Below are 15245 nucleotides of genomic sequence, written 5' to 3' on the forward strand. Positions count from 1 at the left end.
CCCTGTCACTTTTCATTTTCGAAGTATGAAGCGTTGTCTTTGGTTATTTTTTCGAGGGTGGAGTCGAGTCTTTTGAGGTGTTTCATTCCGTTGGCGACGGCGGTTTCGGGGTCTCCTTGGAGGATGGCGGTTGCGATGGCTTCGTGGTCGGCGAGGAGCTGGGGCATGCGGTCCTGTTTGGCGAGGCCGAGCAGGCAGAGGCGGTCGACCTTGGCCTTTTCGGCGGCGATCACCTCGAAGGCGAAGGCGGCGCCGGCGATGGTGCAGAGGGCGCGGTGGAAGGCGTAGTCGAGGGCGCTGAAGCCATGGGCGTCGCCGGCGGCGAGGGCGGCGCGCTGGCGGGAGAGTTCCTGGGTCAGGGCCTGGCGGGCGGCGGCCTGGGTCTCGGCGGCGGCCAGGGCGGCGCGGCGCAGCACCTCGGCCTCGACGGCGGCGCGGACAAAGCGCGACTTCTCGATCTCGCGGGCCGAGAACCGCTTCACCTCGGTGGCGCGCTGCGGCCGGATCAGCAGCAGGTCGAGATTGGCCAGCCGGGTGAAGGCATCGCGCACCGGCTGGCGCGAGACGCCGAAGCGGGCGGCGATCTCGGCCTCGGAGATGCGGTCGCCGGGGCGCAGGCGCAGGGCGTCGATCTCGGCGCGCAGGTGGTCGAAGATCTCGTCGACGGCGGTGCGCCGGTCGCTGGACAGGCTGTGTGGCATCCCTCGGGTCTCCCTGTGCGGGGCCGGCGGCTGCCCCCTGATGGCTGTGGCTGCGGCGCCGGCGCGCCGGGCCCCTTGGGGGGTCTGGCGGGCGCCCTGCCGAACTTCATACTAGTATTCCAGATTTGTTACTAGTATACCAGTCTTAAGTTAGCCCCGAATCGCACCGCCATGCAACTGATTGGGGGCGGCATCCGCACAGGCGGGACCGGCGGGGGCCGGGCGCCGGCAACTTTAACGGAGGAGAGGACATGTCGGGAGTTCGTTTGGAGGGCATCGTCAAGGCCTATGGCGCGGTGCAGGTGGTGCATGGCATCGACCTCGAGGTGGCGGAGAAGGAGTTTGTCGTGCTGGTCGGGCCCTCGGGCTGCGGCAAGTCGACGACGCTGCGGATGATCGCCGGGCTGGAAGAGATCAGCGACGGCGATCTGACGATCGACGGCCGGCATGTGAACCGGGTGGCGCCGAAGGATCGCGACGTGGCGATGGTGTTCCAGAACTACGCGCTCTACCCGCATCTCAACGTCGCCGACAACATCGCCTTCGGGCTGCGCATCCGCAAGGAAAGCAAGGACCACATCGCCGCCTCGGTCGATGAGGTCGGCGGCATCCTCGGGCTCACGCCCTATCTCGAGCGGCGGCCGGCGGATCTCTCGGGCGGCCAGCGCCAGCGGGTCGCCATGGGCCGTGCCATCGTGCGCCGGCCCAAGGTCTTCCTGTTCGACGAGCCGCTGTCGAACCTCGACGCCAAGCTGCGCACCCAGATGCGGGCCGAGATCAAGCGGCTGCACAAGCGGCTCGGCGCGACCTCGATCTATGTCACCCACGACCAGGTCGAGGCGATGACCCTGGCCGATCGCATCGTGGTCATGCACGACGGGCGGATCGAGCAGATCGGCAGCCCGATGGAGCTCTTCCTGAACCCGGCCAACACCTTTGTCGCGGGCTTTCTCGGCTCGCCGCCGATGAACATGATCCGCGCGCAGGTGGTGGCCGGCGATCGCGGCCCGGTGGCCGAGTTCGACGGCCAGCGCATCCAGCTGCAACCGATCCCGTCGTTGCAGAACGCGGTCGGCCAGACGGTCATTCTCGGCATCCGGCCCGAGTTCGTCGCGGTCGCCGGGGCCTCCGACCCGACCCGGGTCGGCCTCGATGTCGATCTGGTCGAGACCCTGGGCTCGGAGGCGCTGATCCATGCCAGCCTGCAGGGCGAGCCCTTTGTCATCCGCACCGAGACGGTGGGCCAGATGCACATCCTCGACGGCATCTCGGGCTTCACCATCGCGCCGCATCTGATCAAGGTCTTCGACGCCGAGACCGGCCGGACGCTGCCCGGGCAGGTGCTGGAACAATGAGCAACGATCCCAACTTCACCGGCGCCGCCGGCCCGGCGACCGAAGAGCTGATCTTCGACGCCTCCGAGGCGCGGCGCGCGCGCCGGCCGAGCCGCATCCAGAGGGTGGGCGACCACCTGCGCCGGGAATGGCAGCTCTATGTCATGCTGATCCCGACCATCCTGTGGCTGGCGGTCTTTCTCTACAAGCCGATGTACGGGCTTCAGATCGCCTTCAAGGATTACTCGATCTTCCGCGGCGTGGCGGCCAGCCCCTGGATCGGCTTCGAGCACTTCCAGACGCTGTTCGGCAACGACCAGTTCCTGCGGGCGCTGAAGAACACCATCATCATCTCCTTCTACGGGCTGCTCTTCGGCTTTCCGATGCCGATCATCCTGGCGCTGATGTTCAACGAGATCCTCAAGCAGAGCTTCAAGAAGACGGCGCAGACCATCGTCTATCTGCCGCACTTCATCTCGAGCGTGATCATCGCCGGCATCGTGATCACCGCCTTCAGCCCCTCCGCGGGCATCGTCAACACCTTCCTCGGCTGGATCGGGGTGGAGCCGATCTACTTCCTGACCAAGCCCGAATGGTTCCGGCCGATCTTTGTCGGCACCGGCATCTGGCAGGAGGCGGGCTTCCAGTCGATCGTCTATCTGGCGGCCATCGCCGGGGTCTCGCCGACGCTGTATGAATCGGCCGTGGTCGATGGTGCCAGCCGCTGGCAGATGATGTGGAAGATCACCATTCCCTCGATCCTGCCGACGATCATCATCATGCTGATCATCCGCATCGGCAACATGCTCGAGATCAGCTTCGAGATGATCATCCTGCTCTATCAGCCGGCGACCTACGAGACGGCGGATGTGGTCAATACCTTCATCTACCGCCAGGGCATCCAGGGCGGGCAATACGATCTGGCGGCGGCCGCGGGCCTGTTCAACGCGGTGGTGGCCTTCGTGCTGGTGATGACGGCGAACACGATCTCCAAGCGCTATTCGCGCACCTCGCTCTGGTAAGGGAGGACCGGACATGACCAACATGAACCTCTATTCGCGCGGCGACAGGCTCTTTGTCATCGTCAACATGGTGCTGATCGGCCTGTTCACCATCTCGACGCTCTATCCCTTCATCTACATCGCCTCGATGTCGATGAGCACCGGCTTCGAGGCCCGCGCCGGCAATGTCATCCTGACCCCGGTGGGCTTCACGCTGGAGGCCTACAAGCAGGTGCTCTCCGAGCCGCTGTTCTGGTCGTCTTACGCCAACACCTTCATCTACACCATCGGCGGCACGCTGATGAGCCTGGCCTTCATCATCCCCGGCGCCTATGCGCTGTCCAAGCCGCAGCTCTACGGCCGGCGGTTCTGGAACCTGGTGGTGGCCTTCACCATGTGGTTCAACGCCGGCCTCATTCCGTTCTTCCTGAACATGCGCGATCTGGGCCTGCTCGACAGCTACTTCGGCATCATCATCGGCTTTGCGGTCAACGGCTTCAACATCATCCTGCTGCGCAACTTCTTCGAGGGCATTCCGCGGAGCTTCGAAGAGGCCGCGCGGATGGACGGCGCCAACGAGTTCCAGGTGCTGTGGAAGGTCTATGTGCCGCTTTCCAAGCCGGCGATCGCCACCGTGGCGCTGTTCTGCATCGTGTCGCGCTGGAACGGCTTCTTCTGGGCCATGGTGCTGCTCCAGGACGAGGACAAGATCCCGCTCCAGGTCTATCTGCGCAAGGTGATCGTCGAGCTCTCGGACGACGAGGAGTTCGCCACCTCGCTGCTGACCGCGGCCTATTCGGTCGAGACCGTGACCGCGGCGATCATCGTCTGTTCGATCATCCCGATCCTGATGATCTACCCCTTCCTGCAGAAATACTTCTCCAAGGGCATCCTGCTCGGCGGGGTGAAGGAGTGAGCGGCGCCCGGACAGGGCTCCGGCGGAGCCCTGTCCGGGCGCGAACGCCCGAGGCCCTCCCGAGGGCCTGGCAACCGAAGACCGAATGAATTCGCATAAAGGGAGGACACCATGCGAAACCTGTCACTGACCATGCTGGCGACGACGGCCTTGACGGCGGCCATCGCCGTGCCGGCGTCTGCCGAAAGCCATCTGCCGATCACCGAGGAGCCGCTCGAGCTGACGATCCACATGCATTGGCCGCGCGCCCAGGGCTATGGCCCCGGCGGCGACACCTCGAAGCTCTACCCGGTCGAGGAAGTGGCCCGCGAGAAAACCAATATCCACCTGATCGACCAGACCTCGGGCCGCAACACCAAGGACAACAACGAGGCGATGAACCTGCTGCTCGCCACCGGCGATCTGCCCGACATCGTCGGCGGCAACCTGATCAAGCAGCCGGTCAACCAGTACGGCCCCGAGGGCGCCTTCGTGCCGCTCAACGATCTGGTCGAGGACCATGCGCCCAACATCAAGGCCTGGTTCGACGACCATCCCGAGATCTGGGATGCGATCAAGGCCTATGACGGCAATGTCTATTACATCCCCTATCTGCCGGACGGCAAATACGCCCGCGCCTGGTTCGTCCGCCAGGACTGGCTCGACGCGCTGGGGCTGGAGGCGCCCGACAACGTGGAAGAACTCTACGACGTGCTGGTGGCCTTCCGCGATCAGGACCCCAACGGCAACGGCGTGCAGGACGAGATCCCCTTCTTCGTGCGCGACTGGGAAGAGGTGCTGCGGCTGCTGACGCTCTGGGATGCGCGTTCGACCGGGGCGGATGTCTATCACCAGTTCTACGTCAAGGACGGCCGCGTGGTGCATCCTTACGCCCAGGAGGCCTATCGCGACGGTCTGGCCAATATCGCGCAATGGTACGAGGAAGGCCTGATCGACCCCGAGGTCTTCACCCGCGGCTCCTCGGCGCGCGACTATCTGCTGGGCGAGAACCTGGGCGGCATGACGCACGACTGGTTCGCTTCCACCTCGGGTTACAACGTGGCGCTGGAAGACAAGGTCGAAGGCTTCAACTTCATCCCCTTCCTGCCGCCGAAATCGGTCTCGGGCGTGCGCATCGAGGAAAACCGCCGCATCCCGATGAAGCCCGACGGCTGGGCGATCTCCTATTCCAACGACCATCCGGTCGAGACCATCAAGTACTTCGACTACTGGTTCTCGGAAGAAGGGGCGCTGCTCGCCAACTTCGGCGTCGAGGGCAAGACCTGGGACATGATCGACGGCGCGCCGGTCTACAAGGACGAGGTGCTGAGCTCGGGCCAGCCGGTCAACAGCCAGATGTATCTCGAGGGCGCGCAGGTCTATCGCGGCTACCCGCAGGACTACCGCTACGAATGGCAATGGACCCGCGACAGCGCGCGCAAGGGCATCGAGCTCTATGACACCGAGGACCTGCTGATCGAGCAGTTCCTGGGCGTCGCCTTCAACAAGGAGGAGCAGGAGGTCTACGACCGGTACTTCCCCTCGATCCAGACCTACATGCTGGAGCGCCAGCAGGCCTGGATTCTCGGCTCCGGCGACATCCAGGAGGACTGGGACAGCTACATCGAGACCCTGAACAAGATGGGTTACGAGGAGGTGCTCGAGGTGATGAACTCGGCCTACGAGCGCCAGTACGGCGGCTAGGCCAGAGCCCCCCGGACAGACCCGCCTGCGGCCGTCGCCGGCCGCAGGCTCCCCGAATCTTCCCCGCAAGCAACAGGATATCCCGATGCCCGGCGCCACCGCCCCCACGCTCGACGAACCCAGAACCGGCCGCCTGACGATCCAGTATGCGCCCGACGCGGAGACCCCGATCGTCGAGAACCCGCCGCGCTTCACCTGGCTGCCGGTGATCGAAGACGAGGCGCTCTATCTGCTGCGCCTGTCGCAGGACCCGGCCTTTCCCGCCGCCGAGACCCGAACCCACGGGCCGGTGCCGCTCAACTTCTTCACCCCCGACCGGGTGCTCGAGCCCGGCACCTGGCACTGGGCCTATGCGGTCTGCGACGCCGAGGGCCAGCCGGTCACCGGCTGGAGCGCCACCCGGCAGTTCACCCTGGCCGAGGGCTTGCCGGAAACCCCGCTGCCCGGCCGCGCCAGCCGCTTTGCCGAGGCCCCCGAAAGCCACCCGCGGCTCTGGCTCGACGCCGCCCGGCTCGAGACCTTCCGCAAGGCGGTGAAGGCCGATCCCGACCATTGCACCTGGGCGCGCTTCTACGAGAAATCCGTCCTGCCCTGGATGGACCGCGAGATCACCCGCGAGCCGGCGGGCTATCCCGGCCACCAGCGCACCGCGCCGGTCTGGCGCCAGACCTACATCGAGTTGCAGGAGGTGATCTATGCCATCCGTCACCTCGCCATCGGCGGCCAGGTGACCGGCGACCAGGCGATGCTCGACCGCGCCAGGGACTGGCTGCTGGAGGTGGCTTCCTGGGATCCGATGGGGGTGACCAGCCGTGCCTATACCGACGAATGGGCCTACCGCGTCACCAATGCCCTGGCCTGGGGCTACGACTGGCTTTACGACCAGCTCTCCGACGACGAGCGCAGGCTGGTGCGCGACGCGCTGCACGAACGCACCCGCGACATTGCCGAACACGCCATCCTCAACGCCAAGATCCACCTCTTTCCCTATGACAGCCATGCGGTGCGCTCGGTCTCGCTGACCCTGGTGCCGGCCTGTATCGCGCTCTTGGGCGAGGACGAGGGCGAGAACGGCAGCGGCGAGGCCCGCGACTGGCTGAACTACTGCATCGAGTTCCTCGCCACGGTCTATTCGCCCTGGGGCGATGCCGATGGCGGCTGGGCCGAGGGCACCAACTACTGGATGATGGGCATGGCCTATCTGATCGAGGCCGCCAACCGGCTGAAGAGCTTTGCCGGCATCGACCTCTACCAGCGCCCCTTCTTCCGCAACACCGGCGACTTCCCGCTCTATTGCAAGGCGCCGAACACCCGCCGCGCCACCTTCGGCGACGACAGCACCCAGGGCGATCTGCCCTGCATCAAGACCGGCATCAACCTGCGGCAATACGCCGGCGTCACCGGCAATGGCGCCTATCAATGGTACCATGAGGAGCTGGCCCGGCTGAACCCCGGCACCGAGGGCGCCTTCTACAACTGGGGCTGGTGGGACACCCATTTTGACGAGCTGACCTATCTCACCGACTTCCCCCTGGTCGAAGCTACGGATCCGCCCTCGGGCATGCGCCACTTCAAGGGCATCGGCTGGGTCGGCATCCAGCACGAGATGGCCGACCCCGACCGCCATATCCAGTTCGTGTTCAAAAGCAGCACGTTCGGCTCGATCAGCCACAGCCACGGCGACCAGAACGCCTTCTGCCTGGCCGCCTTCGGCGAGGACCTGGCGGTGCAATCGGGCTATTACGTCGCCTTCAACTCATCGATGCACCGCAACTGGCGGCGCCAGACCCGGTCGAAAAACGCCATCCTGATCAATGGCAAGGGCCAATATGCCGACAAGGACAAGGCCCGCGCCATGGCCGCAACCGGCACGATCCTCGCCGCCGAGCAGCGCGACGACCACATCTACATCCACGGCGACGCCACCGCCGCCTATCAGAGCCTCTCGCCCGAGGTCACCCGCGCCGGCCGCGAAGTCTACTTCGTGAACGGCAGCTACTTCGTCATCGTCGACAGCGTCGATGCCGACGCAGCCGTCACCATCGACTGGCTGCTGCATGCCAACCAGCCCTACGACCTCGGCCGGACCTCCTTCCGCATGACCGGCGAGACGGCGGGCTTCTACGGCCAGGTGGTCTGGTCCGAGGCCGGCAAGCCCGAACTCAGCCAGGTCACCGGCTTCCCCGGCGTCGACCCGGCCGATTACGCCGGCCTGCCCGAAAGCACCTGCCTGCACGCGACATACCCCGCCGCCAGACGCCACCGCATCGCCACCCTGCTGGTGCCCTACCGGCGCTCCGAACCCAAACGCATCTTCAACTTCATGGACGACCAGGGCTACGACGCCGACCTCTACTTCACCGACCCGGACGAAAACACATTCAAAATTACCCTCAAAAAACTCGCAAAATCATGAGCCGAGGGGTCGCCGGGGCCCCAAACGAGGCACCCGGACGAGACAGTAAAAAGCCGCGGGGGATGCCCGCGGCTTTTCGCTTTTCTGTCGGTATGCTGGGCCGGGACGGCCCGCCCCATGGGGCCGCGCCAGCGCTCAGCCGCCGAAATCGTCGAGCATGATGTCTTCGCGGTCGACGCCCAGATCGAGGAGCATGTTGATCACCGACTGGTTCATGATCGGCGGACCGCACATGTAGTATTCGCAGTCTTCCGGCGCCGGGTGATCCTTGAGGTATTCCTCGTAAAGCACGTTGTGGATGAAGCCGGTGTAGCCCTTCCAGTCGTCCTCGGGCAGCGCATCCGACAGCGCGACATGCCATTCGAAGTTGGAAAATTCCTCGGCCAACTGGTCGAAATCCTCGACGAAGAACATCTCGCGCTTGGAGCGAGCCCCATACCAGAAGGTTATCTTGCGGTCGCGGTTCTCGAGGCGCTTGAGCTGGTCGAAGATATGGCTGCGCATCGGCGCCATGCCGGCACCACCGCCGATGAAGACCATCTCTTTCTGGGTATCACGGGCAAAGAACTCGCCGAACGGACCGGAGATGGTGACCTTGTCACCGGGCTTCAGGTTGAAGATGTAGGACGACATCTGGCCCGGCGGAATGCCCTCGGAGCCCGGCGGCGGCGAGGCCACCCGGACGTTGAGCATGATCAGCCCCTTTTCGTCGGGGTAATTGGCCATGGAATAGGCCCGTTCGATCGGCTCTTCGACGTGGGAGTCATATTGCCAGAGATCGAACTTGTCCCAATCCGGCCGATATTCTTCCTCGACGTCGAATTCCTTGTAGGACAGCTTGTGCGCCGGGGCTTCGATCTGGATGTAGCCGCCGGCGCGGAAGTTCACGTCCTCGCCCTCGGGCAGTTCCAGCACCAGATTCTTGATGAAGGTCGCGACGTTTTCGTTGGAACGCACGGTGCATTCCCACTTCTTCACGCCGAAGACCTCTTCCGGAACCTCGATTTCCATGTCCTGCTTGACCGCCACCTGGCAGGACAGGCGGTCACCGCAGGATGCCTCGCGCTTGGTGATATGCGATTCCTCGGTCGGCAGGATCGAGCCGCCGCCGGAGTGGATGCGGACCCGGCATTGCGCACAGGTGCCGCCGCCGCCGCAGGCCGAGGGGACAAAAAGTTTTTCCGCCGCCAGGGTCTGGAGCAGCTTGCCCCCGGCCGGCACCGAAATGGTCTTTTCGCCGTTGATGGTGATGTTGACGTCGCCCGAGCTGACGAGCTTTGACCGCGCCGCCATGATGATCATCACCAGCGCGGTGACGATCAGGGTAAAGAGAAGGACGCCAAGTCCGAAGGTTTCCATGGTCCGGGCCTCTCCTTACAGTTTGACGCCGCTGAAGGACATGAAGGCCATGGCCATCAGTCCGGCAGAGATGAATGTGATGCCGAGGCCCTGAAGTCCGTCGGGAATATCGGAATACTTGAGCTTTTCGCGCACCCCCGCCATGGCGGTGATGGCCAGCGCCCAGCCGAAGCCCGACGAGGCGCCATAGGTCAGCGCTTCGGGGAAATCGTAGCTGCGTTCGACCATGAAGAGCGAGCCGCCGAGGATGGCGCAGTTCACCGTGATCAGCGGCAGGAAGACCCCGAGCGCGTTGTAGAGCGGCGGGAAGTACTTATCGAGCACCATCTCGAGGATCTGCACCAGCGCCGCGATGACGCCGATATAGGAGATCAGCCCGAGGAAGGTCAGGTCGATGTCGGGGAAGCCGGCCCAGGACAGTGCGCCGGGGGCGAGCAGGTAGGTCAGGATCAGATTGTTGGCCGGCACGGTGATCGACTGCACCACCATGACCGAGATGCCGAGGCCGATGGCCGTCGAGATCTTTTTCGACACGGCGAGAAAGGTGCACATGCCGAGAAAGAATGCCAGGGCCAGGTTCTCGACAAAGATCGCCTTGACCGCGAGGGATACGAGACCTTCCATCAGTGTGCCTCCACCGCTTGAATGCGGTATTCCCGCTCTTCGACCTGCCCCGGTTTCCAGGTGCGGACCGCCCAGATCAGCAGACCGATCACGAAAAACGCCGAGGGCGGCAGCAGCAGAAGGCCGTTGGGCACATACCAGCCGCCATTGTTCACCGTCTCGAGGATGGTGACGCCGAACAGCGAGCCCGAGCCAAACAGTTCGCGGAAGAAGGATACCACCATCAGCAGCAGCCCGTAGCCCAGGCCGTTGCCGACACCGTCGATGAAGCTCGCCACCGGCGGGTTCTTCATCGCAAAGGCCTCGGCCCGGCCCATGACGATGCAGTTGGTGATGATCAGGCCGACAAAGACCGACAGCGTCTTGGAGATCTCGTAGGCATAGGCCTTGAGCACCTGATCGACGAGGATCACCAGCGAGGCGATGATCACCATCTGCACGATGATCCGAATCGAATTGGGGATCTGGTTGCGCAGCATCGAGATGAACAGCGACGAGAAGCCCGTCACCGCGATCACCGCCAGCGACATCACGAAGGCCACCTGCATCGAAGAGGTCACCGCCAGCGCCGAGCAGATGCCCAGCACCTGAAGGGTGATCGGGTTGTTGTCGACCAGCGGGTCGACGAGTTGCGAACGATAGGTCTGTGCCATCAGCCAACCTCTCCTGCTTTCAGCCGTTCAAGGAAGGTGCCGTAACCGGCCTCGCCCATCCAGAAACGCACCAGGTTGTCCACGCCCACCGAGGTCAGCGTCGCCCCGGCCAGTGCATCCACGAAATGTTCCGCGCCCTCGGGCGGCGGGGCCTTGGCGACGGTGATCGCCAGGTCGCCATCCTCGGCAAAGAGCTTCTTGCCGTTCCACAGCGCTTTCCAGCGCGGGTTGTCCACCTCGGCACCCAGGCCGGGGGTTTCGCCGTGCTGATAGAATTGCAGGCCATAGATGTCGTTGCCGTTCTCTTCCAGCGCGATGAAGCCGTAGAGCGTCGACCACAGACCATAGCCTTCGATCGGCAGGATCACCTTGTCGAGCGCCCCGGCCTCGTCACGCAGCAGATAGATCATCCGAAAGGCGTCCATCTGGCCGCCCAGACCGGCCGGGTCTTCGTCCAGCGCGCGCACGATCGCCGGGTCGTCGGCGGCGGCCAGGTCGTCGAAGGTCTCGATGTCGAACTGATCGGCATAGGTGCCGCTGTCGAGCTCGAGCACATGCGGCTCGAAGGCTGCGAAAGCCTCGTTCACCGGCACGGTCTCGTCATAGACGCCGGCGACCTGAAGGATGTTGACCCGCTTGTCGACCAGGCGGTTGGCTTCCTGCACCGGGCGCAGGGCCACGGCGGCGGCCGAAACCACCATCGAGGCGACCAGACAGAGCGCCACGGCGACAAAGACCGTCTTGCCCACGCTGTCGGGCGGCGCATCGAGAAAGCGGCGGATCGGGCCCTTGCGCCCGTTTTCGTCAGGCATGTTGTCCTCAGGCATGGCGCTTTGCCCTCCGTTTGATATTGGCCTGGATGACGAAATAATCGATCAGCGGCGCAAAGACGTTGCCGAACAGGATGGCAAGCATCATGCCTTCGGGGAAGGCCGGATTGATCACCCGGATCATCACCACCATGAAGCCGATGAGCGCGCCGTAGATGTAGCGACCCAGGTTAGTGTGGCTGGCCGAGACCGGCTCGGTCACCATGAAGACCAGGCCGAAGGCATAGCCGCCCACCACCAGATGCCAGTGCCAGGGCATGGCAAACAACGGGTTGGTGTCGGAACCGATCACGTTCAGCAGGGTCGAAAAGGCGATCATGCCCCCCAGACAGCCGACGATCAGCCGCCAGTTCGCGATCTTGGTGAACAGCAGAAAGCCCAGCCCGACCAAAATCATCAGCGTCGAGGTCTCGCCGAAAGAGCCCTGGATCGTACCGACAAAGGCATCCATCCAGGTAATGCCGTTCTCGGGCAGGACCTGATGGCCGTCGGCGGCCGAAATCGCCAGCGCGGTGGCGCCGGAAAAGCCGTCGACCGGGGTCCAGATGCTGTCACCGGACATATAGGCGGGATAGGCGAAATAGAGAAAGGCGCGGCCGACCAGCGCCGGGTTGAGGAAGTTCTTGCCGGTTCCGCCAAAGACCTCCTTGCCGATCACCACACCAAAGATGATGCCGAGCGCCACCTGCCAGAGCGGCGTCGAAGCCGGCAGGATCAGGGTGTAGAGCATCGAGGTGACAAGAAAGCCCTCATTGACCTCATGCTTGCGGACCACCGCAAAGATCACCTCGAAGATGCCGCCCGCGACCAGGGTGACGATATAGATCGGCAGGAAATACAGCAGCCCGTGGGCCATGTTGGCCAGCGGGTTGTTGAAGTTGAAGCCGATGCCCAGCGTCTCGATGATCGCCGCGCGCCAGCCCGAAGGGCCGAATTCGGCGATCGCCATGTTGGTCTGCAAGCCGGTGTTGTAGAGCCCGAAGAGCAACGTCGGGATCGTCGCCAGAACCACATAGGTCATGATCCGCTTCATGTCGATGTAGGAGCGGGCATGCGGGGCGACGGTGGTCACCGTGCGCGGGGTATAGATAAAGCTCTCGACCATCTCGTAGAGCGGGAAGTACTTTTCGTACTTGCCGCCCTTGACGAAGCTCGGCTCTATCCGGTCGAAGAATGCGCGAAGACCCATGGCCTACCCTTCCTTCTCGATCTTGGTGAGGCTGTCGCGAAGCGCGATGCCATATTCATACTTGGCGGGGCAGGCAAAGCCGCAGAGCGCGACGTCTTCCTCATCCAGTTCCAGAACGCCAAGCGCCTGGGCGCTGTCGGTGTCCATCACCAGCAGCGCGCGCAACAGTTGCGTCGGCAGGAAATCCTGCGGCATCAGCTGTTCAAAGGTGCCGATCGGCACCATGGCGCGGCGACCGCCGTTGAGGTTGGAGGTCAGGTTGTAGAGTTTCTTGCTCAGCGCCGATCCCAGCACCGGCTGAAAGGCGTATTTCGACGGCATCGGGCGAATCCAGCCCAGCGGGATCTGCTCGCGGTCTTCCTCGATCAGGGTGACCTGGCGGGCATAGCGGCCGAGATAGGCGGTCGGCCCGGCGCCGGCGCGTCCGCTGAGGATCGAACCGGAAATCACCCGAACCGGGGTGTCGGTCTGCAAATCCGCCTCGCAGAGCTCGAGCATCGAAGCGCCATCGATCGTGCGCACCAGACGCGGATTGCGGCACATCGGGCCGGTCAGCGCGACAATGCGGTCGGCGCTGATGCGGCCGTCGCGCAAAAGGCGGCCGATGGCGATCACGTCGTGATAGCCGATGGTCCAGACCATCTTGTCCTCGCGGGGCGGCTCGAGGAAATGCATGTGCGTCCCGGCCAGACCGGCGGGGTGCGGGCCCGAGAAGCCCGCCGGGGTCACGCCCGCCACATCGGCCCCGGGAATCTCGGCGCCGATCTCCTGGCAGAGATAGGTATTGCCCTCGGTCAGCAGCGCCACGGCGGCCAGGCCGCGGGCAAAGGCCTCGGCGTCGTCGTTGATGATGACGGCGGCATCGGGCGACAACGGCTCGCTGTCCATCGCGGTGACATAGATCGCCGCCGGTTTGCTGTCGGGATCGGGCACCTTGGAATAGGGACGGGTGCGGAACGCCGGCCAGAGCCCGGCCGCGCAGAGACGTTCTGTCACACCTTCGGGGGTGCTGACATCGCCCACCTGCGAGAAATCCACCGGTTCGGCAGCCGCGTGATCGACCTCGATCTCGACGCTGACCAGGACCCGTCGCGCACCGCGGTTGATTGCCTTGATTCGGCCCGAAACTGGTGCCGTGACCAGCACTCGAGGCGTATCCTTATGCGCCAGAATCGGCGCGCCAGCGGCGATAACATCGCCTTCCTGAACCGCGAGTCGAGGCTTCAGGCCGATGTAATCCTGGCCAAGAATTGCTGCGGTTCGGACGGGGGCGGCGTCATGGATCGTCATGTCCGGTGCGCCCAACACCGGCACGTCCAGACCTTTTTTCAACGGAAATTGCTGCACGTCTTTCGTCCTGTCTTCTGTCCCGCCGCCTTATGCGACACTGCGGCTGGGTTTTAAAGCCGGTTTAGGCGCGTTTTCGCGATTCCCAGTTGAACCCAGTCTCGATCTGTCACAGAAGCTCATCAAACGATCACCGGACCAGATTGCAGCCAGCGGAGCCGTCCCATGTCAGACCCTCTTCTTCTTACCCGCCGTAGCGTCTTTGCGATGCCGCTGTTTCTCATGGCGTGCAAGAAAGGCTGGTCGGTGCTGGAGCTGACCGGGCTGACCATGGGCACCGGCTATTCCATCATCGCCGTCGATCACAGCCGCAATGTCGACCAGGCCGAACTTCAGACCGCCGTCGATGCCGCTCTGGACCGGGTCAACGTGCAGATGTCGAACTGGGACGCCGGCTCCGAGATCTCGCGCTTCAATGCAGCGGCACAGGGCGAAAGCCTGAATGTCTCGCCAGAGCTGGCGCAGGTGATGCAGGCGGCACAGGACGTCCATGCCGCCAGCGAAGGCGGCTTCGACGTGACCGTCGGCGCGCTGATCGATCTCTGGGGCTTCGGCGCCGGCCAGTCCCGTCGCGACATGCCCGCCGAATCCGAGATTGCCGAAGCCATGGCCTGCTGCGGCCAGGCGCGTTCGGTCGACCTGCAAGGCAGCCAGCTCACCAAGCTCACCCCGGGCGCCGAGGTCTACCTTTCGTCGATCGGCAAGGGCTTTGGCGTCGACCAGGTGGCCAAGGCAATGGCCGGATTCGGCATCACCGATTACATGGTCGAGATCGGCGGCGATCTCTATGCTTCCGGCCGCAACCCCGACGGCCAGCCCTGGCAGATCGGCATCGAGACGCCGCAGGCCTATGACCGCGGCATCAGCCAGGTTGTCGGCCTCTCCGGCATGGGCATGGCGACCTCGGGCGATTACCGCAATTATTTCGACGTCGATGGCCAGCGCTTCTCGCATATCATCGACGCCACCTCCGGCCGGCCGGTGACCCATGACACCGCCTCGGTCACCGTGCTGACCGACACCGCCATGCTGGCCGACGCCTGGGCCACCGCCCTGCTGGTGCTGGGCCGCGAACGCGGGCTGGAGATCGCCGAACGCAAAGGCATCGCCGCGCTGTTCATCGATCGCGGCGCCGACGGCTTTGTCACCACCGCCTCCAAGCGCTTTGCGACGGCCACCGCCTAAGAGGACG

At 64.1% G+C, this 15245-nt stretch carries 13 protein-coding genes; 6 read left to right on the forward strand and 7 right to left on the reverse strand.

Features of this window, described 5'->3' with window-relative positions; all coding sequences use genetic code 11:
- Positions 1 to 5: 5 nt before the first annotated feature.
- On the reverse strand, positions 6 to 701 hold the full coding sequence (locus tag BMW90_RS22985) for a GntR family transcriptional regulator (protein ID WP_074836622.1): 696 nt from the start codon (positions 699 to 701) through the stop codon (positions 6 to 8).
- Between the two features lie 251 nt (positions 702 to 952).
- Here BMW90_RS22985 and BMW90_RS22990 point away from each other — a divergent pair, with 251 nt between their 5' ends.
- The 5 genes from BMW90_RS22990 (at position 953) to BMW90_RS23010 (ending at position 8051) form a co-directional block, all read left to right on the forward strand.
- Positions 953 to 2056 (forward strand): ABC transporter ATP-binding protein, encoded by a 1104-nt coding sequence (locus BMW90_RS22990; protein WP_048532124.1) that lies wholly within the window; start codon positions 953 to 955, stop codon positions 2054 to 2056.
- The gene (locus BMW90_RS22995; RefSeq protein WP_082154489.1) at positions 2053 to 3057 is read left to right on the forward strand and encodes an ABC transporter permease; all 1005 of its coding nucleotides are present in this window, start codon (positions 2053 to 2055) and stop codon (positions 3055 to 3057) included. Before BMW90_RS22990 ends, BMW90_RS22995 begins: the two co-directional genes overlap by 4 nt.
- Positions 3058 to 3070: 13 nt before the next feature.
- Positions 3071 to 3952: a carbohydrate ABC transporter permease gene (locus BMW90_RS23000; RefSeq protein WP_048532123.1), complete on the forward strand. Its 882-nt coding sequence runs from the start codon at positions 3071 to 3073 to the stop codon at positions 3950 to 3952.
- Positions 3953 to 4063: 111 nt separating this feature from the next.
- Positions 4064 to 5635 (forward strand): extracellular solute-binding protein, encoded by a 1572-nt coding sequence (locus BMW90_RS23005; RefSeq protein ID WP_244526490.1) that lies wholly within the window; start codon positions 4064 to 4066, stop codon positions 5633 to 5635.
- 85 nt (positions 5636 to 5720) lie between these two features.
- Positions 5721 to 8051 (forward strand): DUF4962 domain-containing protein, encoded by a 2331-nt coding sequence (locus BMW90_RS23010; protein ID WP_074836623.1) that lies wholly within the window; start codon positions 5721 to 5723, stop codon positions 8049 to 8051.
- Positions 8052 to 8186: 135 nt separating this feature from the next.
- Here BMW90_RS23010 and nqrF read toward each other — a convergent pair whose 3' ends face one another.
- From nqrF to BMW90_RS23040, 6 genes are read right to left on the reverse strand one after another with little or no spacing between them, the layout of a single operon-like run.
- Positions 8187 to 9410 carry an NADH:ubiquinone reductase (Na(+)-transporting) subunit F gene (gene nqrF, locus BMW90_RS23015; RefSeq protein ID WP_074839686.1) on the reverse strand — a complete coding sequence of 408 codons (1224 nt, stop codon included), beginning with the start codon at positions 9408 to 9410 and terminating at the stop codon, positions 8187 to 8189.
- A gap of 15 nt (positions 9411 to 9425) precedes the next feature.
- Positions 9426 to 10034 (reverse strand): NADH:ubiquinone reductase (Na(+)-transporting) subunit E, encoded by a 609-nt coding sequence (gene nqrE / locus BMW90_RS23020; RefSeq protein ID WP_074839689.1) that lies wholly within the window; start codon positions 10032 to 10034, stop codon positions 9426 to 9428.
- Entirely contained in the window at positions 10034 to 10687 is a 654-nt protein-coding gene (locus BMW90_RS23025; protein WP_048534282.1) for an NADH:ubiquinone reductase (Na(+)-transporting) subunit D, read from the reverse strand. Before BMW90_RS23025 ends, nqrE begins: the two co-directional genes overlap by 1 nt.
- Positions 10687 to 11499: a Na(+)-translocating NADH-quinone reductase subunit C gene (locus BMW90_RS23030; RefSeq protein ID WP_048534534.1), complete on the reverse strand. Its 813-nt coding sequence runs from the start codon at positions 11497 to 11499 to the stop codon at positions 10687 to 10689. Before BMW90_RS23030 ends, BMW90_RS23025 begins: the two co-directional genes overlap by 1 nt.
- A gap of 7 nt (positions 11500 to 11506) precedes the next feature.
- Complete coding sequence (locus tag BMW90_RS23035; protein WP_074839691.1) at positions 11507 to 12706, reverse strand: NADH:ubiquinone reductase (Na(+)-transporting) subunit B; 1200 nt, start codon at positions 12704 to 12706, stop codon at positions 11507 to 11509.
- A 3-nt stretch (positions 12707 to 12709) separates the two neighbouring features.
- Positions 12710 to 14053 carry a Na(+)-translocating NADH-quinone reductase subunit A gene (locus BMW90_RS23040; protein ID WP_074839693.1) on the reverse strand — a complete coding sequence of 448 codons (1344 nt, stop codon included), beginning with the start codon at positions 14051 to 14053 and terminating at the stop codon, positions 12710 to 12712.
- Between the two features lie 165 nt (positions 14054 to 14218).
- On the opposite strand from BMW90_RS23040, the gene BMW90_RS23045 reads away from it, so the two are divergent.
- The gene (locus BMW90_RS23045) at positions 14219 to 15238 is read left to right on the forward strand and encodes an FAD:protein FMN transferase (RefSeq protein WP_074839695.1); all 1020 of its coding nucleotides are present in this window, start codon (positions 14219 to 14221) and stop codon (positions 15236 to 15238) included.
- Positions 15239 to 15245 lie beyond the last annotated feature (7 nt).

Source organism: Marinovum algicola, assembly GCF_900109145.1.
GTDB classification, from domain to species: domain Bacteria; phylum Pseudomonadota; class Alphaproteobacteria; order Rhodobacterales; family Rhodobacteraceae; genus Marinovum; species Marinovum algicola.

Bases quoted from the DNA above. Each gene is read 5' to 3' on its own strand.
- BMW90_RS22985 (WP_074836622.1), bottom strand. From the start codon at position 701: ATGCCACACAGCCTGTCCAGCGACCGGCGCACCGCCGTCGACGAGATC.
- BMW90_RS22990 (WP_048532124.1), top strand. From the start codon at position 953: ATGTCGGGAGTTCGTTTGGAGGGCATCGTCAAGGCCTATGGCGCGGTG.
- BMW90_RS22995 (WP_082154489.1), top strand. From the start codon at position 2,053: ATGAGCAACGATCCCAACTTCACCGGCGCCGCCGGCCCGGCGACCGAA.
- BMW90_RS23000 (WP_048532123.1), top strand. From the start codon at position 3,071: ATGACCAACATGAACCTCTATTCGCGCGGCGACAGGCTCTTTGTCATC.
- BMW90_RS23005 (WP_244526490.1), top strand. From the start codon at position 4,064: ATGCGAAACCTGTCACTGACCATGCTGGCGACGACGGCCTTGACGGCG.
- BMW90_RS23010 (WP_074836623.1), top strand. From the start codon at position 5,721: ATGCCCGGCGCCACCGCCCCCACGCTCGACGAACCCAGAACCGGCCGC.
- nqrF (WP_074839686.1), bottom strand. From the start codon at position 9,410: ATGGAAACCTTCGGACTTGGCGTCCTTCTCTTTACCCTGATCGTCACC.
- nqrE (WP_074839689.1), bottom strand. From the start codon at position 10,034: ATGGAAGGTCTCGTATCCCTCGCGGTCAAGGCGATCTTTGTCGAGAAC.
- BMW90_RS23025 (WP_048534282.1), bottom strand. From the start codon at position 10,687: ATGGCACAGACCTATCGTTCGCAACTCGTCGACCCGCTGGTCGACAAC.
- BMW90_RS23030 (WP_048534534.1), bottom strand. From the start codon at position 11,499: ATGCCTGACGAAAACGGGCGCAAGGGCCCGATCCGCCGCTTTCTCGAT.
- BMW90_RS23035 (WP_074839691.1), bottom strand. From the start codon at position 12,706: ATGGGTCTTCGCGCATTCTTCGACCGGATAGAGCCGAGCTTCGTCAAG.
- BMW90_RS23045 (WP_074839695.1), top strand. From the start codon at position 14,219: ATGTCAGACCCTCTTCTTCTTACCCGCCGTAGCGTCTTTGCGATGCCG.